The sequence below is a fragment of the Pseudomonas sp. 15A4 genome, from assembly GCF_016925575.1.
GTDB lineage: Bacteria > Pseudomonadota > Gammaproteobacteria > Pseudomonadales > Pseudomonadaceae > Aquipseudomonas.
On sequence record NZ_CP068986.1, the window covers coordinates 5,577,362 to 5,594,130 of the forward strand.

At 61.7% G+C, this 16,769-nt stretch carries 15 protein-coding genes; 8 read left to right on the forward strand and 7 right to left on the reverse strand.

Annotated elements, in window-relative coordinates; translation table 11 throughout:
- Positions 1-218: 218 nt before the first annotated feature.
- The 4 genes from JN403_RS24715 (at position 219) to JN403_RS24730 (ending at position 3,060) form a co-directional block, all read left to right on the forward strand.
- Entirely contained in the window at positions 219-1,115 is an 897-nt protein-coding gene (locus JN403_RS24715; RefSeq protein ID WP_205484685.1) for a chemotaxis protein, read from the forward strand.
- Between the two features lie 41 nt (positions 1,116-1,156).
- Complete coding sequence (locus JN403_RS24720) at positions 1,157-1,618, forward strand: GNAT family N-acetyltransferase (protein WP_205484686.1); 462 nt, start codon at positions 1,157-1,159, stop codon at positions 1,616-1,618.
- Between the two features lie 48 nt (positions 1,619-1,666).
- Positions 1,667-1,993 (forward strand): hypothetical protein, encoded by a 327-nt coding sequence (locus tag JN403_RS24725; RefSeq protein WP_163023052.1) that lies wholly within the window; start codon positions 1,667-1,669, stop codon positions 1,991-1,993.
- Between the two features lie 104 nt (positions 1,994-2,097).
- Positions 2,098-3,060, forward strand: a complete 963-nt coding sequence (locus JN403_RS24730) for a GlxA family transcriptional regulator (RefSeq protein WP_205484688.1) — start codon at positions 2,098-2,100, stop codon at positions 3,058-3,060.
- A 49-nt stretch (positions 3,061-3,109) separates the two neighbouring features.
- On the opposite strand, the gene JN403_RS24735 is transcribed toward JN403_RS24730, so the two are convergent.
- The 7 genes from JN403_RS24735 to JN403_RS24765 form a co-directional block, all read right to left on the reverse strand.
- Complete coding sequence (locus JN403_RS24735) at positions 3,110-3,343, reverse strand: hypothetical protein (protein ID WP_122623302.1); 234 nt, start codon at positions 3,341-3,343, stop codon at positions 3,110-3,112.
- 110 nt (positions 3,344-3,453) lie between these two features.
- Positions 3,454-4,446, reverse strand: a complete 993-nt coding sequence (locus tag JN403_RS24740) for a fimbrial protein (protein WP_205484690.1) — start codon at positions 4,444-4,446, stop codon at positions 3,454-3,456.
- Position 4,447: 1 nt separating this feature from the next.
- Positions 4,448-5,221 (reverse strand): molecular chaperone, encoded by a 774-nt coding sequence (locus JN403_RS24745; RefSeq protein WP_240356762.1) that lies wholly within the window; start codon positions 5,219-5,221, stop codon positions 4,448-4,450.
- Entirely contained in the window at positions 5,218-7,644 is a 2,427-nt protein-coding gene (locus JN403_RS24750) for a fimbria/pilus outer membrane usher protein (protein ID WP_205484692.1), read from the reverse strand. Before JN403_RS24750 ends, JN403_RS24745 begins: the two co-directional genes overlap by 4 nt.
- A gap of 288 nt (positions 7,645-7,932) precedes the next feature.
- Positions 7,933-8,676, reverse strand: a complete 744-nt coding sequence (locus JN403_RS24755) for a molecular chaperone (protein WP_172610794.1) — start codon at positions 8,674-8,676, stop codon at positions 7,933-7,935.
- Positions 8,677-8,748: 72 nt separating this feature from the next.
- Positions 8,749-9,333, reverse strand: a complete 585-nt coding sequence (locus JN403_RS24760) for a fimbrial protein (RefSeq protein WP_205484693.1) — start codon at positions 9,331-9,333, stop codon at positions 8,749-8,751.
- A 337-nt stretch (positions 9,334-9,670) separates the two neighbouring features.
- On the reverse strand, positions 9,671-10,000 hold the full coding sequence (locus tag JN403_RS24765) for a hypothetical protein (RefSeq protein ID WP_122623296.1): 330 nt from the start codon (positions 9,998-10,000) through the stop codon (positions 9,671-9,673).
- A gap of 297 nt (positions 10,001-10,297) precedes the next feature.
- On the opposite strand from JN403_RS24765, the gene JN403_RS24770 reads away from it, so the two are divergent.
- Genes JN403_RS24770 through JN403_RS24785 form a run of 4 tightly spaced genes read left to right on the forward strand, consistent with a single transcriptional unit; the run spans position 10,298 to position 16,681 of the window.
- Positions 10,298-11,458 carry an efflux RND transporter periplasmic adaptor subunit gene (locus JN403_RS24770; RefSeq protein ID WP_205484694.1) on the forward strand — a complete coding sequence of 387 codons (1,161 nt, stop codon included), beginning with the start codon at positions 10,298-10,300 and terminating at the stop codon, positions 11,456-11,458.
- On the forward strand, positions 11,455-14,595 hold the full coding sequence (locus JN403_RS24775) for a multidrug efflux RND transporter permease subunit (protein ID WP_205484695.1): 3,141 nt from the start codon (positions 11,455-11,457) through the stop codon (positions 14,593-14,595). The genes JN403_RS24770 and JN403_RS24775 overlap by 4 nt, the downstream gene beginning before the upstream one ends.
- Before the next feature lie 54 nt (positions 14,596-14,649).
- Entirely contained in the window at positions 14,650-15,327 is a 678-nt protein-coding gene (locus JN403_RS24780) for a heavy metal response regulator transcription factor (protein ID WP_122623293.1), read from the forward strand.
- Positions 15,317-16,681 (forward strand): heavy metal sensor histidine kinase, encoded by a 1,365-nt coding sequence (locus JN403_RS24785; protein ID WP_122623292.1) that lies wholly within the window; start codon positions 15,317-15,319, stop codon positions 16,679-16,681. The genes JN403_RS24780 and JN403_RS24785 overlap by 11 nt, the downstream gene beginning before the upstream one ends.
- Positions 16,682-16,769: the final 88 nt, after the last annotated feature.

Here is a 16,769-nt window from a genome sequence, read left to right on the forward strand (position 1 = left end):
CCCGAAATCAAGGGCTTGGCCACCGCACAGTCAATATGACTCGAGAAAACGGTAGGTCAAAGTGACTTGATCGCAGTCAAAATGACTGCGATTCGGACGGACCACATGGCCGGGAAAAACCGAAAGGGTTAAAGCCTGCCCTCAGCGGGTCGATAAACCGTCATCGAAAGCTGTTGGCCGATTCCATGCGGCCAGGCAACGCATCACAGAAGGTTTATATGTCCAAGAACGTCCGTGCGGATTCACTCTCGCTTCTGCTGTTCACGTTACGCAGCGGAAAGCTGATGGCGATCAACCTGCTCAAGGTCAGTGAAATCATTCCCTGCCCTCCCCTCACGCGTCTGCCGGAATCCCATCCACACGTCAAAGGCGTCGCCACCTTGCGCGGCAATCCGCTGTCAGTGATCGACCTGAGTCGTGCCATTGGCGAGCGCCCGTTGGTGGACCCGGATGGCGGCTGCCTGATCGTCACCGATGTCAGCCGCTCCAAGCAGGGGCTGCACGTGCAGGCCGTCAGCAAGATCGTTCACTGCCTGACCACCGACATTCGTCCGCCTCCGTTTGGCTCCGGTAACAAGTCATTCATCACCGGCGTGACGCAGGTGGACGGGACGCTGGTTCAGGTGCTGGACATCGAGAAGGTGATTCACGGTATCGCCCCGCCGCGCATTGTTGCAGAGCGCGCCGAGCTGCGCCCTGAAGACGCCGAAGTGCTCGCCAAGGCGCGTATTCTGGTGGTCGATGACAGTCAGGTGGCGCTGCAGCAATCGGTGATCACTCTGCGCAATCTGGGCGTCGAATGCCACACGGCCCGCAGCGCGCGGGAAGCCATTGATCAACTGCTTGAACTGCAAGGCACTGCACAGCAGATCAACGTGGTGGTGTCCGACATCGAGATGTCGGAAATGGACGGCTACGCGCTCACTCGCACACTTCGGGAAACGCCGGACTTCCAGGAGCTGTACGTGCTGCTGCACACTTCACTGGACAGCGCGATGAACGCCGAAAAAGCCAACGCCGCCGGCGCCAACGCAGTTCTGACAAAATTTTCCTCGCCCGAGCTGACACGATGCTTGATCGAAGCCGCCCGCACGGTCGAAGCTCAGGGCATCTGAGACCGACCGCAGGCGATGCCTCCACCGCGCATTACTGGCTGATGCGCCGCGACCTCGGCCCGACCCTTGATGATCCGGGGTGGCCGGCCGCCGTGCGCCTCGTTGAATTCACCGCGCAAAACGCGCCTTTGGTGCACCAATTGCTGGCGCTGGGCCGCGAGCACGGTGGCGGTCGCGTCGCGGATTACCCGGCATGGCTTGACGCCTTCGAGACTGATCCTGAGTGTGATCGGGCGCTGTGTTTCGTGCTGGAGGACGCCCAGGGTGTTGCCGCGGTTGCGCAATGCTGGACCAGCGCGTTCATCCGCAACCTGGTGGTTCACCCTCGCGCGCGCAATCAGGGCTTGGGTCTCACGCTGCTCGATCAGGTGTTTAAAGCCTTTCGCCAGCGCCGTGAGGGCCACGTCGACCTCAAGGTGATGGAAAGCAATCTCGGCGCACGCCGGCTGTATGAGCGCGCCGGTATGCAATATATTCAGCGCCACGAACTCGAACCGCGCTGATTCTGCGCCGGGCCGCGTTCACCCCTCACGCCATGGAGATGCCTACCCGTGAAGATGCACACCGCGCTGCTGCTCGTACTAACCGCCGCCGCTGCTGGTCAGGCCAATGCTTCCAGCCCGGACGCCTGGACCGCCTTCAACAAAACGTTGGTCGACAGTTGTGTCAGCGCCAGCTCCCTGAAGAACGCCAAACCTGCCGGCGCCGACGCTGCCTTCGACGACAGCGTCGGCTTCAACGCGCTGTTGATCAAAGGTCAGTACAAACAGGCGTTCATGAAGAACAAGACGGGAACCGAGCTCTGCCTCTACGACCGCAAGAACAAGAAAGCGCTGATTACTGAGTGGGACAACGTCACCACGTTGCCGAAGAAGTAAGGCGACTTGCGCTCGGACTGTTCGCGGCGTGTGCCTGGCTGGCGGGATAATTCCCACAGCAACCCTCGCCTTCAAGCCTCCCGTTTCGGTCTGGATGTGCCGGCATGAAGCGCGTCGCGATCGTGCTGTTTCCCAACGTTCAGTCTCTGGACGTGGCCGGGCCACTCGATGTCTTCGCCGAAGCCAACCGATTCCTGCCCGAGGGTGATGGCTACGAGATCGTCACCATCGGCTCGGCGCCCTACCCGATCATTGCGTCCAACGGCATGCCACTAGGCGCGCAGTATTCCCTGGCGGACGCGCCTAAGCCGTTCGACACCCTCCTGATTCCCGGCGGGCCTTCGCTGCCGGACGCCGGGGAAATGCCCGCCCTTACCCAATGGCTTCTGCAAGCGGTGCCCCAGGCGAGACGCTACGGCTCGATCTGCACCGGGGCGTTCATCCTCGGGCACGCCGGTTTGCTGGATGGCCGGCAGGCCGCTACCCACTGGAGCCACGCTCGACAACTCGCCGACCGGTTCCCCCACGCGAGGGTCGAGCCTGATCGCATTTACGTTCGCGACGGCGCGCTGATGACATCAGCCGGGGTCACAGCGGGGATCGACATGGCGCTGGCATTGGTGGCGGAGGATCACGGCCCGGCGATTTCCCTCGCGGTGGCCAAGCGTCTGCTGGTGGTCGCCCAGCGTCAGGGCGGGCAGTCGCAATTCAGCCCGTACCTCACGGCGTCGGCAGACGACGATTCGCCCGTGGCCAAGGTGCAGCGCTATGTGATGGAGCACATCGGCGAACCGTTTTCAGTGGAGCGGCTGGCCGACGTGGTGGCGATGAGTCCGCGCACGTTCGCCCGGGTGTTTGCCCGCGACGCCAAGGTCACCCCTGCAGAGTTCGTGCAGCGCGCGCGCATCGACGCTGCCCGGCACTTGCTGGAAGGCAGCGAAATGGTGATCAAGGCGGTGGCGTATCACTGCGGGTTTGGCAGCGCCGCGCGGATGCGGCTGATCTTCAGCCAGCGTCTGGGAGTGACGCCGACTCAATACCGGGACAGTTTTCGCAAGGACGCATGAGCATGGCGGGCGGAGAATGATCCTGCAGCGCGCGTCAGCGAAGGCGTAATCAGCGCTTGCCCATTGACCGACGTGTGCCTGATGGCGCAACGCCCGGACGCTTGTCGTGGTTCGATTTGCCTGAACCCTTGTAGTGCTGCTGATCCTTCTTCGACTGCAACAACTCGCCCGGTTTGAACGGGAAGCTGAACGCGGGAATCGCAGGTTTCGTATCCGCCGGGACAGCGTTGGTGTCGACCGACGGGTCCAGTTCAGGAGCGGGCGTGTGTTCGGGGGTGGTCATGAAAGCTCCGGGATGACAGACGGTCGAGGAATACGGGCGGCGCCCGAGGGCCGCGCAGCATACCTGAATCGCCGCCGGATCGCTGCTGCCAACAGACCGGCTGCGCCCGCCTATTTGTAGAACAGATCCACCATCACTTCCGCTGAAAAAGGCCCTGCGGTCGGCGTGCTGGTTTGCCACAGCAGTTCGGCGTTGAAGTCGGCCGTGTCCGAGTAGTTGCCCTCCAGAAGATCGGTCAGGTGAAAGGGTTCGTGGAACGGCACGGGCGAGCGGTCGCGGGCCTGAGTGATCCGAATGCCGATGCTGTCGTTGTCGACCGGCACCAGCACATCGCCCTTGAGTATCCCGGACACCGGGGTAATCCGCGCATTGAGGCTGAACGGCGATTCGCAGGTCCGGCTGGTGGCCAGGGCAAAGCGCTGAAATGTCGCCATCTCTCCCACTCGCACATTGCGAATGGCAACGTCGCCGAAGTCCACCGTCTCGGGCATGACGCGCAATTCGGCGTCGCACGCCACAAAGCGCAAGCCCACCAGGTTGTTGATGACGTAGCTCAACGTGCCGTCAGCCCCGGAACTCGGCCCGTCACGGCCATCCAGTTGAAACATCCGATAGTCGTACAGGTCACTGGCGACACCGGAGGGCGGGGTCGGACCGTACTTCTCTATAAACACCGAAAACGGCAGGTTGAACCTGACGCTCGGGCAGCGCGAGCTTGCATCGGTGCAGGTAGGCGCCTGCTGTTGCGTAGGAATCCGCCCGCTGGTTTGCACGAAATCAACGCCACTGAACGTGAGCCCGGCGCGAATCCCTTCCCCGATCTGCAAGTTTTCAGGGTTCAGATACATGAATACGTCTTCAGCGCCGCCCGCTTCGTCCCGCGCGCACTCGACGGCAAGGTTCAATCGCTCCGAGCGCCAGACCACGCTGCCATCGGGCAGGTTCGCAGGAATGGCAACGGTGCTGCTCAGGTCCGCGCGAACCACTGACTCGCCAGCGCCCTGGGTCTTGCAGGTCAGCGCCAGTGCGAGGGCAGGCATCAATAGCGTCATCAGCAGCGTGATCGGCAGCATCAGCCACTTTCGGATGATGGATGTTTTCATGTCAGCATTTCCCTGTGAGTGAGTGTGAATCCGGCTTGCCCAGCGGCACAGTGAACGGCTGCCCTTCCCGAAATGGTGCGCAGTACTCACGCTGCCCGCCGTAATCGGTCATGGCCTTGAAGCTCAGGGTTTCGGGCAGTGTGCCCTTCTTACCGAGGACAGGCGGCGTCAGTGATGCGTCCGAAAAAGGCGGCAGCAACTGGTGGTCCGCGACCTTGATTCCATTGATGCGCAGGTCCTGCAGCGAAACGTGATACGGCGTCGGGTTGCGCAGGGACAACGCAGCGTTGGCCGACGGAATGCGTTGCCAGATCAGCGTTTGCGGGGCATCCGCCGGATCGCCGGCCAGCCCCGCCGGGCGGTAGAACACGTTAATGCGCTGGCGTATGGCAATGCTCAGTTGCTGAACCGCCGGGCTGCGCCGTGGGATTTCCAGCACGTACAGATGCAGCATCGATTCCCGGTCCTGGGGCATGCCGATGCCTTCATACAACAGGCGCAAGGTTTGTTTGTTTTTTGCCGGGATGCGCACCAGATGCGGGGTCAACGCGAACGGCAGATCGGCTGAGGGCCCATTGCCTGGTTGATCGTCCCCGCGCGGCGTATCGAGCCAGGCTTGAATGAGAGCCTCGGAATCACCGCGGTTACTGACCTCGATCGTCGCCTCGTTGTAGCGACCGTCGAAGATCAACCGGGTGCCTGACAGCGACACCGCGCCTTGGGCCATGCCGCTGATCGAGGCCAGCAAAATACCTGACAGGCAAGCGCGTTTCATCGGCACTGCACCATCAAGCGATCGTAGCTGCGGCGGGCTTCTTTCGGCGGCAGCACGAAGGTTGCGCGGCACTGTTGACCGGTCCATTTGACGATGAGCTCGCCGCTGTCCCGTTCGCTCAGTACCAGTGCTCGCCCGCTCGGATCGACGGTCGCCAGCGGCTTGCCCTGCTCGTCCTCCACCGCTGCGCCCATTGGCACGCGGCTGCCATCGGCCCGCTCCAGGTCGAATTGCACACGCCGGCCAATTGCCGTGCGAAAGCTGACCAAGGGCGCCGCGCCACGGCGAGGCACGACTTGATCCACGGCATTCTCCAACTCGACGTCGGCACCTAGCTGACGCGTGTCGAGGTTGACCCAGTTGGTCCGATACGGCTGGGCGTAAGGCAGGATGGCGTAGCCGTTATCGGCGGTTTCGACGTTGCTGAAATTGCTCAGCCGCGCACCGCTGACGTCTTTTACCTGCACCAGGGCGAAGGTCTCGCCCAGGGGCTGACCGAAATTCACCCCGCCCGCGTGAACAACCACCGAACCTGAAGCGCCCATGCTCAGCGCCTGATAATCCCTGCCCTGCCCGTACCCCGCATCGAAACGCCCGTAGGCCGTTGTGGTGCTGAGTTTGCCGAAGCCCGATGAGCCCGACGCACTGTCGTGGCCGGCCTGCAGCGAGTAGAAGCTGTTGCGGTCGTCGAACAGCTGACCGTTCAAGCCGGACTGCAGGCTGGACGCGCCGGCGCTGTCACGAACGGCATTGGCAAACAGCCGCGACGAACCGGAATCGCTTCCCAGCGGCAGGCTCACTGTCAGCGCAATGCGGTTGTCGGACTGGCTTTCTCCGCTGCGCTCGAAGGTCTGATTGCGCTCCACCGACACGTTGTAGCTAAGGCTACGCCACGCCGAGTTCCACGACAGATAAAGCTGTCGCGTCTTGCTGCCACGGTCCCAGTAGCGCTGCTCCGACCCGGTAAAGCTCAGCGACGCAGACTGCTCCGGCAGCGCCTGGGTCAGGCTGATTTCGATGCGATCTTTGGCGCGCGCGCGGGCTGATCCGTCATCTGCTTGCAACGCATCGACGTGATCGTCGAACGTCAGGTATTGATCGGTTGAATAGCGATAACCGGCCACGGCGAGGGTGGTGTTGGTCAGGTCCAGCGTATTGGCGTAGCGCAGGCGCAGGCTCTGTCCGCTGTAGCGTTGCTCGCGCTGTCGGCTGAGGGACTGGGTCACGTCCAGCGACACCGCGCCCAGCCCGGTATTGACCCCCGCGCCGATGTTGCCCGCCTGATAATCCTCGGCGATTTGCACGCCGCCCGCTGCGGTCATCTGCTCGGTCAGGCCATACACCAGCGTGCCACTGGCAAATGAGGGTGAAAGGCCGTCTTCAGTGTTGCTGTCGTATTGCCCCGCGGCGAGGCTGTAGCGCAACGCGCCTTTCGGCACCATGATCGGCAGCGATGCGTAGGCCTGGACGAAGACACGCTTGCTGCCGTCGGCTTCGACGACCGTCACTTCCAGATCACCGTTCGACCCGCTGGGGTAGATGTCGGTGATTTCGAACGGACCCGGCGAGACGTTGCCGCTGTACAGCATGAAACCGTTCTGCCGCACTTCCACCAATGCGTTGGTGTCGGCGATGCCACGAATGACGGGCGCGAACAGGCGCTCGCTGTCAGGCAACATGCCTTCATCGGACATCACCATGGCGCCGAGGAATCGAACGCTGTCGAAGACTTGCGAATCGGTAAAGGTCTCGCCCAGGGTCAGCTGGCTTTTCAGCGAGGTGATGTCCCGCTGCATGAACGTCCGATTGCTGCGAAAGCGGTAGGGCTGGTCATTGCCATAGGTCAGCGAAGACTCGTTGCGCAGTCGCCAAGCACCCAGATTCATGCCGTTGCGCAGGCTCAGGTAATACTGATCCTGCGCTTGAGATCGACCTTGGCCGCTGCGGGTACGGCGCGCGCCGCTGAAGTTGTAATTGACGAAACCGACGGTCTCGCCTTCGTCCCATAATTCCGGCGGCACGTAGCCGCGAGCGCTGCGCGACATCATCGCCTGAGGAATGCTGATGTTCAGGCGCAAGCTCGCCGGCTGGTAATCGACGCGGGCAAATTCGACACGCGCCGGGAGATCGAAGCACGCCGTCGGCAAGGTGTCGCCGGCTTGCACAGCCTCTGCGTTCATGCCGAACTGGCGGAGCATGTCCAGGGTGAGACAGGGTTCGACGGAGCCTTTTTCAGCATTGGGGACAAAGTTGATGTCGCGCCGGCCGCTCAGGACACGGTTGACGTAGACGTCCACCCGATAGCTTCCGGGCACCACGCTGTTGCCATGCAGAAACGTCGCGAGATCGGCAGGCTGATCGGTGCCCTGAATGAACGAAGTATTGAATTTCAGATCGGTCGCGGCGCTGTTTTGATCAGTCATTGCCGTCGCAGACGAGGCCAGCGCCAGCCCTGCCGATGCAAGGATGATCCTCGCCAACGGGTTCAGCAGGAACGGCCGGCGTGCCTGATGTCTGCGGTCGACGGGGGAAAAGCATGCTGCGGTCCGTGCATGTCCCTTGGTGTGATCTCGGGGTTCCATTGGCTGGTTTCACTCGTGTTCTCGATTCCGACGCGCTGGCAAAATCATGTTTGGCAGGCGCAAGGCGCTGGAGCCGCATGACTGCGACCGAAGGAAGACCTGGGCAAAATTCCACCCGCAACCGAGTGGCTACTCGGCGTGGGTCACGACATTGGCGGCCTTGATGGCTTGGGTCGGCTGTCCACCGGACACTTTTGCGGTGTACGGCTCCTGCGCGCCGAAATCGTTGATGCTGATGAACCGAAGGTCCACCGCCTGACCGCTGGCCGTCTGCTTGAGCGGCAACTGCACGGTCTGCAGGGGCGCCAGCATCCGGCTGTCGGCGGTGAACAGCGTCTTGCCCTGCTGTCGGGCGTCGATCTGGATCATCGACACGTGATAGGGCGTCGGATTGCTGACTTCCAGCTGGCCGTCATGCACCCGCCATCGCAGGTTTTTTGCAGCGTCGAGCGGGTCGCCACTCAATGCGGCGGGACGGTAAAAGAGCTTGATACGCTGGCGAATCGCGATCTGCAGCTGGTTGTCTTTCGCCGATTGCGGGATCTCCTGGACGTTGAGCCAGAACACCGACTCGCGGTCCTGAGGCAAACCTTCGCCGGCGTAGATCACCCGAATCATTTGCCGCGTACTGCCCGCCATTCGCGCCAGCGGCGGGGTGACGACGAAGGGCAGGTTCTCGGTGTCGCTCTGCGCTTCCAGCCAGGACTGGGCAAGAATGTCAGCCGTACCGCTGTTGTTCACAACGAAACTGACCTCCTTGTCCGTGGCCTGGTAGATGACACGCGTGGTGTTGAGCACGATACCTGCCTGCGCCGGGGCAGCCAGAAGCAACCCCAGCCAGATGGCGGAGCAACGAATGAAATCAGGAAGCATGATGAGACCGTCTCGGGTTTGGAAGTGAGCGCGTGAGGAAGGCGAGCGAGCAGTGCCCGCTCGCCTGCTACATCACTGGTAATCCATCACGAACGGCAGGAAGCCGTCGGCGTTACCCGGGTTGGTTGTCGCACCGTTGAGGACATAAACCGCGCCGAAGTTGATCTCGGCGGTAGCGCCATCGGCGCCGTCCTTGATCAGCGGCGTGTCGATGGTTTCGTTGCCGCTGAGGTCCATCAACTGGTTGGATGCATTGAGCAGGCCGATGCCCACACCGTCTGCCGCACCGGTAGCCCGCAGCAGTTTCTGATCGAGGTTATCCAGACCGCTGCCCTGACGGGCGACGAAGCGCATGTTGACAGTGTTGTATTGAGCGGCGCCGCCGGTGCAGTTGACCAACAGCTGGATAGGCGAAGCGGTTTCAAGTTTGTTATCGGCAAAGAGCCCGATGTCGGAGAAAGAGACGTTGCCGAGGTCTACGTTGATCTCGCCCGGGTTGTTGCCGGGGGTTGCGCCAGTCCCGGCGCCGATGTCACACGTGATGTTGGTCAGGGTGCCGGTGAAAACAAGTTTGCCGTTGTTGGCAGCATTCGCGGTACCGGAAATGCCGAGGCCGAACGCGGCCACGATAGCCAGGGTAAGAGAAAGCTTTTTCATATAACGACGTTCCTTGTGTCGATTCGTGTGTGCCCAAAAGGACGAGACGAACTATAAGCAGCGCTTCCAAGGGCGGCTGTCAGGCGCTCTACTTCCTATGGACAGAAAGCACAGTGGCGCGCGTCGGACTTTTCGGTAGGAGGTTACGCTTTTGTGTCACACCTCCCGTAGGCCGGGGCTTGCGTGATTGAGCCTTCAGAAAACCTGGTACGAACGTTTGCACCGTGCCCCGAAAGGCCTGGCCGCCGAAGGCCGGCTTAAAAGCCTTCACCCACAAAAAACCCGGCTCGATTGAGCCGGGTTCGTGAGCGAATGTTTTAGGGGAGCTAGAAACCGCCTATTGGTAAGTCAGCGTGACGATGCCCGCGTGAATATCCGGCCCGGCTGCGGACAGCTCGTTGAAAGTGACCTGTACGGGCCCAACTCGCTGAGCGCACGTGTCGTCACCACCGCTATCGCCCACGGTCAGATAAGTGTCGGCTCGCAAGGTTTTAAAAGAGCCGGTTGAAGACGGAGCGCTATAAACCTGCGCGTCGCACGTCGCATTGGTCACGCTGCCGTGAAACATGAGCGCGCCTTGGGCAGCCCAGGCGGCTGGCGTTGTCATGGCACATGCACCGATGACCGTGATCGAGAAAAACAGCGAAACAGCCTTTTGGCTTTTCATCGCAAACACTCCGGAGTAGGCCCGGCTCACAAAGTAAGTCCCGGCCTGTGAACAAGCATTTAGAACTCACGAAGTTTATGTAGGAATTTTCCCCGTCACAGTAGAACTCGTTCATCGAAACTCGTGGCTTCTACTTGGGTATCGCCCTGCGGCGCTGTTTCTTTACCCACGTTCATCGTCTGCCCTTATTCACCTGACAATATTGACAGGTAGCAGTCATTTTGCTGACCGGGTCAAAGGGTTATAAAGGACGCTTCCGGTTACCCGCCCCTCATTCACTGGCTGGCCTGTCCCTGTATGCAGAAGAAGAACAACGTGGTGGTGCTCGCGACCCTGGTGGTCGTGCTGGTGGTGATAGGCGTCTGGGCAATGACCCGCCCCGCTGCGAAAAAGGTCAGCGCTCCCGTTGCCGTGCCGGTGCGCGTCATCAACGTCATGCAGGAAGACGTGCCCCGCTATGTCACCGGCATAGGCTCGGTGCTGTCGCTGCAAAGCGTGGTGATCCGCCCGCAGGTGGACGGCATCCTGACCAAAGTGCTGGTCAAGGAAGGGCAGCAGGTTAAAGCAGGTGATCTGCTGGCAACCATCGATGATCGCTCGATCCGCGCCGCCCTCGAACAGGCCAAAGCGCTGTTGACCCAAAGCCAGGCGCAGCTGAACGTGGCCAATGTCGACCTCAAGCGCTACAAGCTGCTCACCGTCGACAACAGCATTTCCAGGCAGCAATACGATCAGCAGCAAGCGCTGGTCGACCAACTCAAGGCCACGGCGCTGGGCAATCAGGCGTCGATCAATGCCTCGCAAGTGCAGCTTTCCTACACGCAAATACGCTCGCCGGTGACGGGCAGGGTTGGCATCCGCAACGTCGATGAGGGCAACTTCCTGCGCGTCAGCGATGCCACCGGGCTGTTTTCGGTGACGCAGATCGACCCGGTGTCAGTGGAGTTCTCCCTGCCGCAGCAGATGCTGCCCACGCTGCATGATCTGATTGCTTCCAGCACGCCCGCGCCGGTCAACGCCTACCTCGGCGAAGGGGCGACCGGCACGCTGCTGGGTCAGGGCAAGTTGCTGTTGATCGACAATCAGGTGGCCGCTAGCACTGGCACCATCCGCGCCAAGGCGATATTCGACAATGCGCAGGAGAAGCTATGGCCCGGGCAATTGGTGACCGTGCGGATTCAGACCGCCATCGACCGCGGAGCCCTGAAGGTCCCGCCGCAAGTGGTGCAGCGCGGCATCGACCAGCATTACGTGTATCGGATCAAAGGCGACACTGCCGAGGTGGTGCCGGTCAAGGTGCTGTACCAGGACAGCGACCTGATGTTAATCAGCGGGGTGGAGGCCAATGACGTGCTGGTCAGCGACGGTCAGTCGCGCCTAAAAAACGGCACGCGCATCGAGGTGGTCAAGGGTGATCCTGTGGATACCCTGGCCGACGCCACCGGGGCGGCGAAATGAACAGCCGCGGGTCTATTTCCGCCTGGTGCGTCAATCACCCGATTGCCACAGTCCTGCTGACCTTCGCGCTGGTGCTGCTGGGCTGCATCGCCTTCCCTCGCCTGCCGGTGGCGCCGCTGCCGGAAGCCGAATTTCCGACGATTCAGGTCGCGGCCCAGTTGCCCGGTGCCAGCCCGGAAACCATGGCGTCATCGGTGGCAACACCGCTTGAAGTGCAATTCAGCGCCATTCCCGGCATGACCCAGATGACCTCGAGCAGCGCACTGGGCTCCACCAACCTGACCCTGCAATTCACCCTTAACAAAAGCATCGACACCGCCGCGCAGGAAGTGCAGGCAGCGATCAACACGGCGGCTGGACGTTTGCCCGCAGACCTGCCGACACTGCCGACCTGGCGCAAGGTCAACCCGGCGGACAGCCCGGTGCTGATTCTCAGCGTCAGCTCGAACCTGATGCCCGGCACCGAACTCAGTGACGTTACCGAATCCCTGCTGGCACGTCAGTTGAGCCAGATCGATGGCGTCGGACAGGTCAACATCACCGGCCAGCAACGTCCGGCAATTCGCGTCCAGGCGGCACCTGAAAAACTGGCGTCCATCGGACTGACCCTCGCCGATCTTCGGGAATCCCTGCAGCAGACCAGCCTCAACCTGGCCAAGGGCGCGCTGTACGGCAAAGACAGCATTTCCACCCTCGCCTCCAACGATCAGCTATTTCAGGCGAAGGACTACGAACAACTGATCGTTTCCTACAAAGACGGCGCCCCGGTTCATCTGCGTGACGTGGCGAAAGTCATCAACGGTTCTGAAAACGCCTACGTGCGGGCCTGGTCCGGGGATCAACAAGGCGTGAACATCGTGGTGTTCCGCCAGCCCGGCGCGAACATCGTCGAGACGGTCGATCGCGTGCTCGGCCAGTTGCCCAAATTGCAGGAAATGCTCCCGGCGTCGGTGGACGTTTCGGTGCTCAGCGACCGCACCAAAACCATTCGTGCGTCGCTGCATGAAGTGGAAATGACGTTGCTGATTGCCATCGCGCTGGTGATTGCGGTCATGGCGCTGTTCCTGCGCCAGCTCTCTGCGACGCTGATCGTGACTGCCGTGCTGGGCGTGTCCCTCGTCGCCAGTTTCGCGCTGATGTACGTGCTCGGCTTCAGCCTGAATAACCTGACGCTGGTGGCCATCGTGGTCGCGGTGGGGTTTGTCGTCGACGATGCGATTGTCGTGGTGGAGAACATCCATCGACACCTGGAAGCCGGCGAAAGCAAGCGCGACGCGGCGATCAAGGGGTCCAGCGAAATCGGTTTTACTGTGGTGTCGATCAGCTTTTCGCTGATCGCCGCCTTCATTCCGCTGCTGTTCATGGGCGGCGTGGTCGGCAGGCTGTTCAAGGAGTTCGCGCTGACGGCGACGTCGACCATTCTGATCTCGGTTGTGGTCTCGCTGACCCTGGCGCCCACCCTGGCGGCGCTGTTCATGCGCGCGCCGAAACACGATTCCCACGCCAAACCCGGCTTCGGCGAACGACTGCTGGCGCGGTATGCCCGCGGCGTGCGCTTCGCCCTCGCCCACCAGCGATTGATGATGGGGATTTTTGGCCTGACTCTGGTGCTCGCGGTTGTCGGCTATGTGCTGATCCCCAAAGGTTTCTTCCCGGTGCAGGACACCGGCATGGTGCTCGGCACGAGCGAAGCGGCGGCGGATATTTCCTTCCCGGACATGATCGAGAAACACAAACAGCTGGCGAAAATCATCGCGGCCGATCCGGCGGTCAAGGCGTTTTCCCACTCGGTGGGGGTCAGCGGCAGCAACCAGACGATCGCCAACGGCCGGGTGTGGATCGCCCTCAAGGACCGTGCAGACCGTGACGTTTCCGCCAGTCAGTTCATCGACCGGATCCGGCCGAAACTGGCGCAGATCCCCGGCATCGTCCTGTATCTGCGCGCGGGGCAGGACATCAACCTGAGTTCCGGGCCGAGCCGCGCGCAGTACCAATACGTGCTCAAGAGCAACGACGGCGCGCTGCTGAATGTCTGGACGCAGAAGCTGACCGATAAGCTGAAAACACTGCCGGCTTTCCGCGACCTCTCCAACGACTTGCAACTGGGCGGCAGCGTCACCCATCTGGACATCGACCGCAGCGCCGCCGCGCGCTTCGGCCTGACCACGGCGGATGTCGATCAGGCGCTGTACGACGCCTTTGGTCAGCGCCAGATCAACGAATACCAGACCGACATCAACCAGTACAAAGTCATTCTGGAGCTGGAGCCGCAACAGCGCGGCAAGGCCGAAAGCCTGAACTACTTTTACCTGCGCTCGCCGCTGACCAATGAAATGGTGCCGCTGTCGGCGCTGGCCAAGGTCGGTGCGCCGAGGATGGGCCCGTTGTCGATCAGCCACGACGGTATGTTCCCGGCCGCCAACCTGTCCTTCAACCTGTCGGCGGGCGTGGCGCTGGGCGATGCCGTGGTGTTGCTCGATCAGGCGAAGAACGAGATCGGCATGCCGGCCTCGATCATCGGCAACTTCCAGGGCGCGGCCCAGGCATTTCAGAGCTCGCTGGCGAACCAGCCGTGGCTGATTCTCGCCGCACTGGTGGCGGTGTACATCATTCTGGGCGTGCTGTATGAAAGCTTCGTCCATCCGCTGACGATCATTTCCACCCTGCCCTCCGCCGGTATCGGCGCACTGTTGCTGCTGTGGCTGATGGGTCAGGACTTTTCGATCATGGGCCTGATCGGCATCGTGCTGCTGATCGGCATCGTCAAGAAAAACGGCATCCTGCTGGTGGACTTCGCGCTGGACGCCCAGCGCAATCGCGGGATGTCCCCGCGCGACGCTATCTATGAAGCGTGTCTGACCCGCTTTCGGCCCATCATCATGACCACGCTGGCCGCATTGCTTGGCGCGCTGCCCTTGATGCTCGGTTATGGTGTCGGCGCTGAACTGCGTCAGCCGTTGGGCATTGCAGTGGTCGGAGGATTGCTGGTGAGCCAGGCGTTGACGCTGTTCACCACGCCGGTGATCTACCTGCAACTGGAGCGAATTTTCCATCGCCAGCGTCCGACGCCGGGCTCGGTAGCATCAGGTTCAACAGTTCCCAGGCCGGCTGCGGCCGACCTGGTTGCTGAAAAATAAGTGGTTGAACCCAAGCACCTAATAAGCAAGCAGCGAAAAAGTGAGCGTGGACCGATGCGTGTCCTGATTATCGAAGACGAAGAGAAAACCGCCGATTACCTGCACCGGGGCCTGACCGAGCAGGGTTACACCACCGACGTCGCGCGCGAAGGCATCGAAGGCCTGCACATGGCGCTGGAAAGCGAATACGCGGTGATCATTCTCGACGTCATGCTGCCGGGACTGGACGGTTATGGCGTGCTGCGCGCCCTGCGTGCGCGTAAACAGACGCCGGTGATCATGCTCACCGCCCGCGAGAACGTCGACGATCGCATCCGCGGCCTGCGCGAAGGCGCTGACGATTACCTGGGCAAGCCGTTCTCGTTTCTGGAGCTGGTGGCGCGTCTGCAAGCCTTGACCCGGCGCAGCGGCGGCCACGAGCCGGTACAGATCAGCGTCGCCGATTTGTGGATCGACCTGATCAGCCGCAAAGCCAGCCGCGCCGGCGTGCGTCTGGACCTCACCGCCAAGGAGTTTTCGCTGCTCAGCGTATTGGCCCGGCGTCAGGGGGAAATCCTGTCGAAGACGTCGATTGCCGAGATGGTCTGGGACGTGAATTTCGACAGCGACGCCAACGTTGTCGAAGTCGCGATCAAACGCCTGCGGGCCAAGCTCGACGGGCCGTTCGAGCAAAAATTGCTGCACACCATCCGCGGCATGGGTTACGTGCTGGAGAGCCGTCGTGTCGACTAATTCCATCGCCCTGCGCCTGAGCGGCATGTTTGCCCTCGTGGCGCTGCTGGTGTTTCTGTTGATCGGCTGGGCGCTCTACCTGCAAGTGGATAAAAGCCTCGGCCTGCTGCCGGAAGCGGAGGTCGACGCCCGCTACAGCGTGCTCGAATCCGCCGTGCAGCGTTACGGAAACCCGGAACACTGGGCCAAGATCAACGCCAAGCTCAGGCTGCTCAGCGAGGAAGACAAACGCCTGCGCTTCTGGGTGGTCAGCGACAACCCGACCTACGAATTCGGCGACCCGGACGCCGAGATCCGTGCCTTCGCCAACGGTCCGCTGGGCATGCGCGACTTGAACCTGAGGGGCCATGATTACCCGTTCAAGGTGCTGGTCAGTCAGTTCCCGGCGAAAGATCAACGCCCGCCGCTGCGTTTTCTGACAGCGGTCGACACCGAAACCTTCTGGCAGACCCAACATTCCCTGCTGATCGCGCTGATCAGTCTGGCGGCCATCGGCATCCTGCTCGCGTCTGCATTGGGTTACTGGGTGGCGCGTATCGGCCTGAAACCGCTGACGGAGTTGTCACTGGAGGCGCGCAAGCTGACGCCGCCACGACTGAGCGGGCGCCTGAAGTTGTCGCCGCTGCCGCCGGAACTGGATCAGTTCGTGACCTCCTTCAACTCAACGCTGGATCGGGTCGAGCAGGCTTATTCGCGGCTGGAGTCGTTCAACGCCGACGTTGCCCACGAATTGCGCTCGCCGCTGACCAATCTCATCGGCCAGACCCAAGTGGCGCTGACCCGGGGGCGATCGGCCGAGCATTACTTCGAGGTGCTGCAATCCAATCTTGAAGAGCTCGAACGGCTGCGCTCGATCATCAATGACATGCTGTTTCTGGCCAGCGCCGATCAGGGCAGCAAGGCCACGCAACTGACCCAGGCCTCGCTCGCCCAAGAAGTGGCGAAGACCCTGGATTATCTGGATTTCATTCTCGAGGACGCCCAGGTCCAGGTTGAAGTGCGTGGTGATGCCAACGCGCCGATCGAAACCGCGCACTTGCGCCGGGCGCTGATCAATCTGCTGCACAACGCGGTGCAGCACACCTCGCCGGGGCAGTTGATTCAGGTGGATATTCGCGATGAGGGCGATCACGTCAGTATTGGCGTGACCAATCCCGGCGCGCCGATTGCTGGCGAGCATCTGCCGAAACTGTTCGAGCGCTTCTATCGCGTCGACGCCTCGCGCAGCAACAGCGGCGCCAACCACGGGCTGGGCCTGGCGATCGTCAAAGCCATCGCCCTGATGCACGGCGGCACCGTGTTCGTGCGCAGCGAGCATGGGGTGAATACGTTCGGGATTAATTTGCCGAGTTGAGGCGCAGACGTGTCACCCCACTATGACCGTTGCCACGCTCCGCGTGCTAACGCCTTCGGGGATGCTCCGCGTCTCTCAGCTACATGGC

Bases quoted from the DNA above. Each gene is read 5' to 3' on its own strand.
- JN403_RS24760 (WP_205484693.1), bottom strand. From the start codon at position 9,333: ATGAAAAAGCTTTCTCTTACCCTGGCTATCGTGGCCGCGTTCGGCCTC.
- JN403_RS24775 (WP_205484695.1), top strand. From the start codon at position 11,455: ATGAACAGCCGCGGGTCTATTTCCGCCTGGTGCGTCAATCACCCGATT.
- JN403_RS24745 (WP_240356762.1), bottom strand. From the start codon at position 5,221: ATGAAACGCGCTTGCCTGTCAGGTATTTTGCTGGCCTCGATCAGCGGC.
- JN403_RS24740 (WP_205484690.1), bottom strand. From the start codon at position 4,446: ATGAAAACATCCATCATCCGAAAGTGGCTGATGCTGCCGATCACGCTG.
- JN403_RS24720 (WP_205484686.1), top strand. From the start codon at position 1,157: ATGCGCCGCGACCTCGGCCCGACCCTTGATGATCCGGGGTGGCCGGCC.
- JN403_RS24765 (WP_122623296.1), bottom strand. From the start codon at position 10,000: ATGAAAAGCCAAAAGGCTGTTTCGCTGTTTTTCTCGATCACGGTCATC.
- JN403_RS24750 (WP_205484692.1), bottom strand. From the start codon at position 7,644: ATGACTGATCAAAACAGCGCCGCGACCGATCTGAAATTCAATACTTCG.
- JN403_RS24755 (WP_172610794.1), bottom strand. From the start codon at position 8,676: ATGCTTCCTGATTTCATTCGTTGCTCCGCCATCTGGCTGGGGTTGCTT.
- JN403_RS24730 (WP_205484688.1), top strand. From the start codon at position 2,098: ATGAAGCGCGTCGCGATCGTGCTGTTTCCCAACGTTCAGTCTCTGGAC.
- JN403_RS24770 (WP_205484694.1), top strand. From the start codon at position 10,298: ATGCAGAAGAAGAACAACGTGGTGGTGCTCGCGACCCTGGTGGTCGTG.
- JN403_RS24780 (WP_122623293.1), top strand. From the start codon at position 14,650: ATGCGTGTCCTGATTATCGAAGACGAAGAGAAAACCGCCGATTACCTG.
- JN403_RS24735 (WP_122623302.1), bottom strand. From the start codon at position 3,343: ATGACCACCCCCGAACACACGCCCGCTCCTGAACTGGACCCGTCGGTC.
- JN403_RS24715 (WP_205484685.1), top strand. From the start codon at position 219: ATGTCCAAGAACGTCCGTGCGGATTCACTCTCGCTTCTGCTGTTCACG.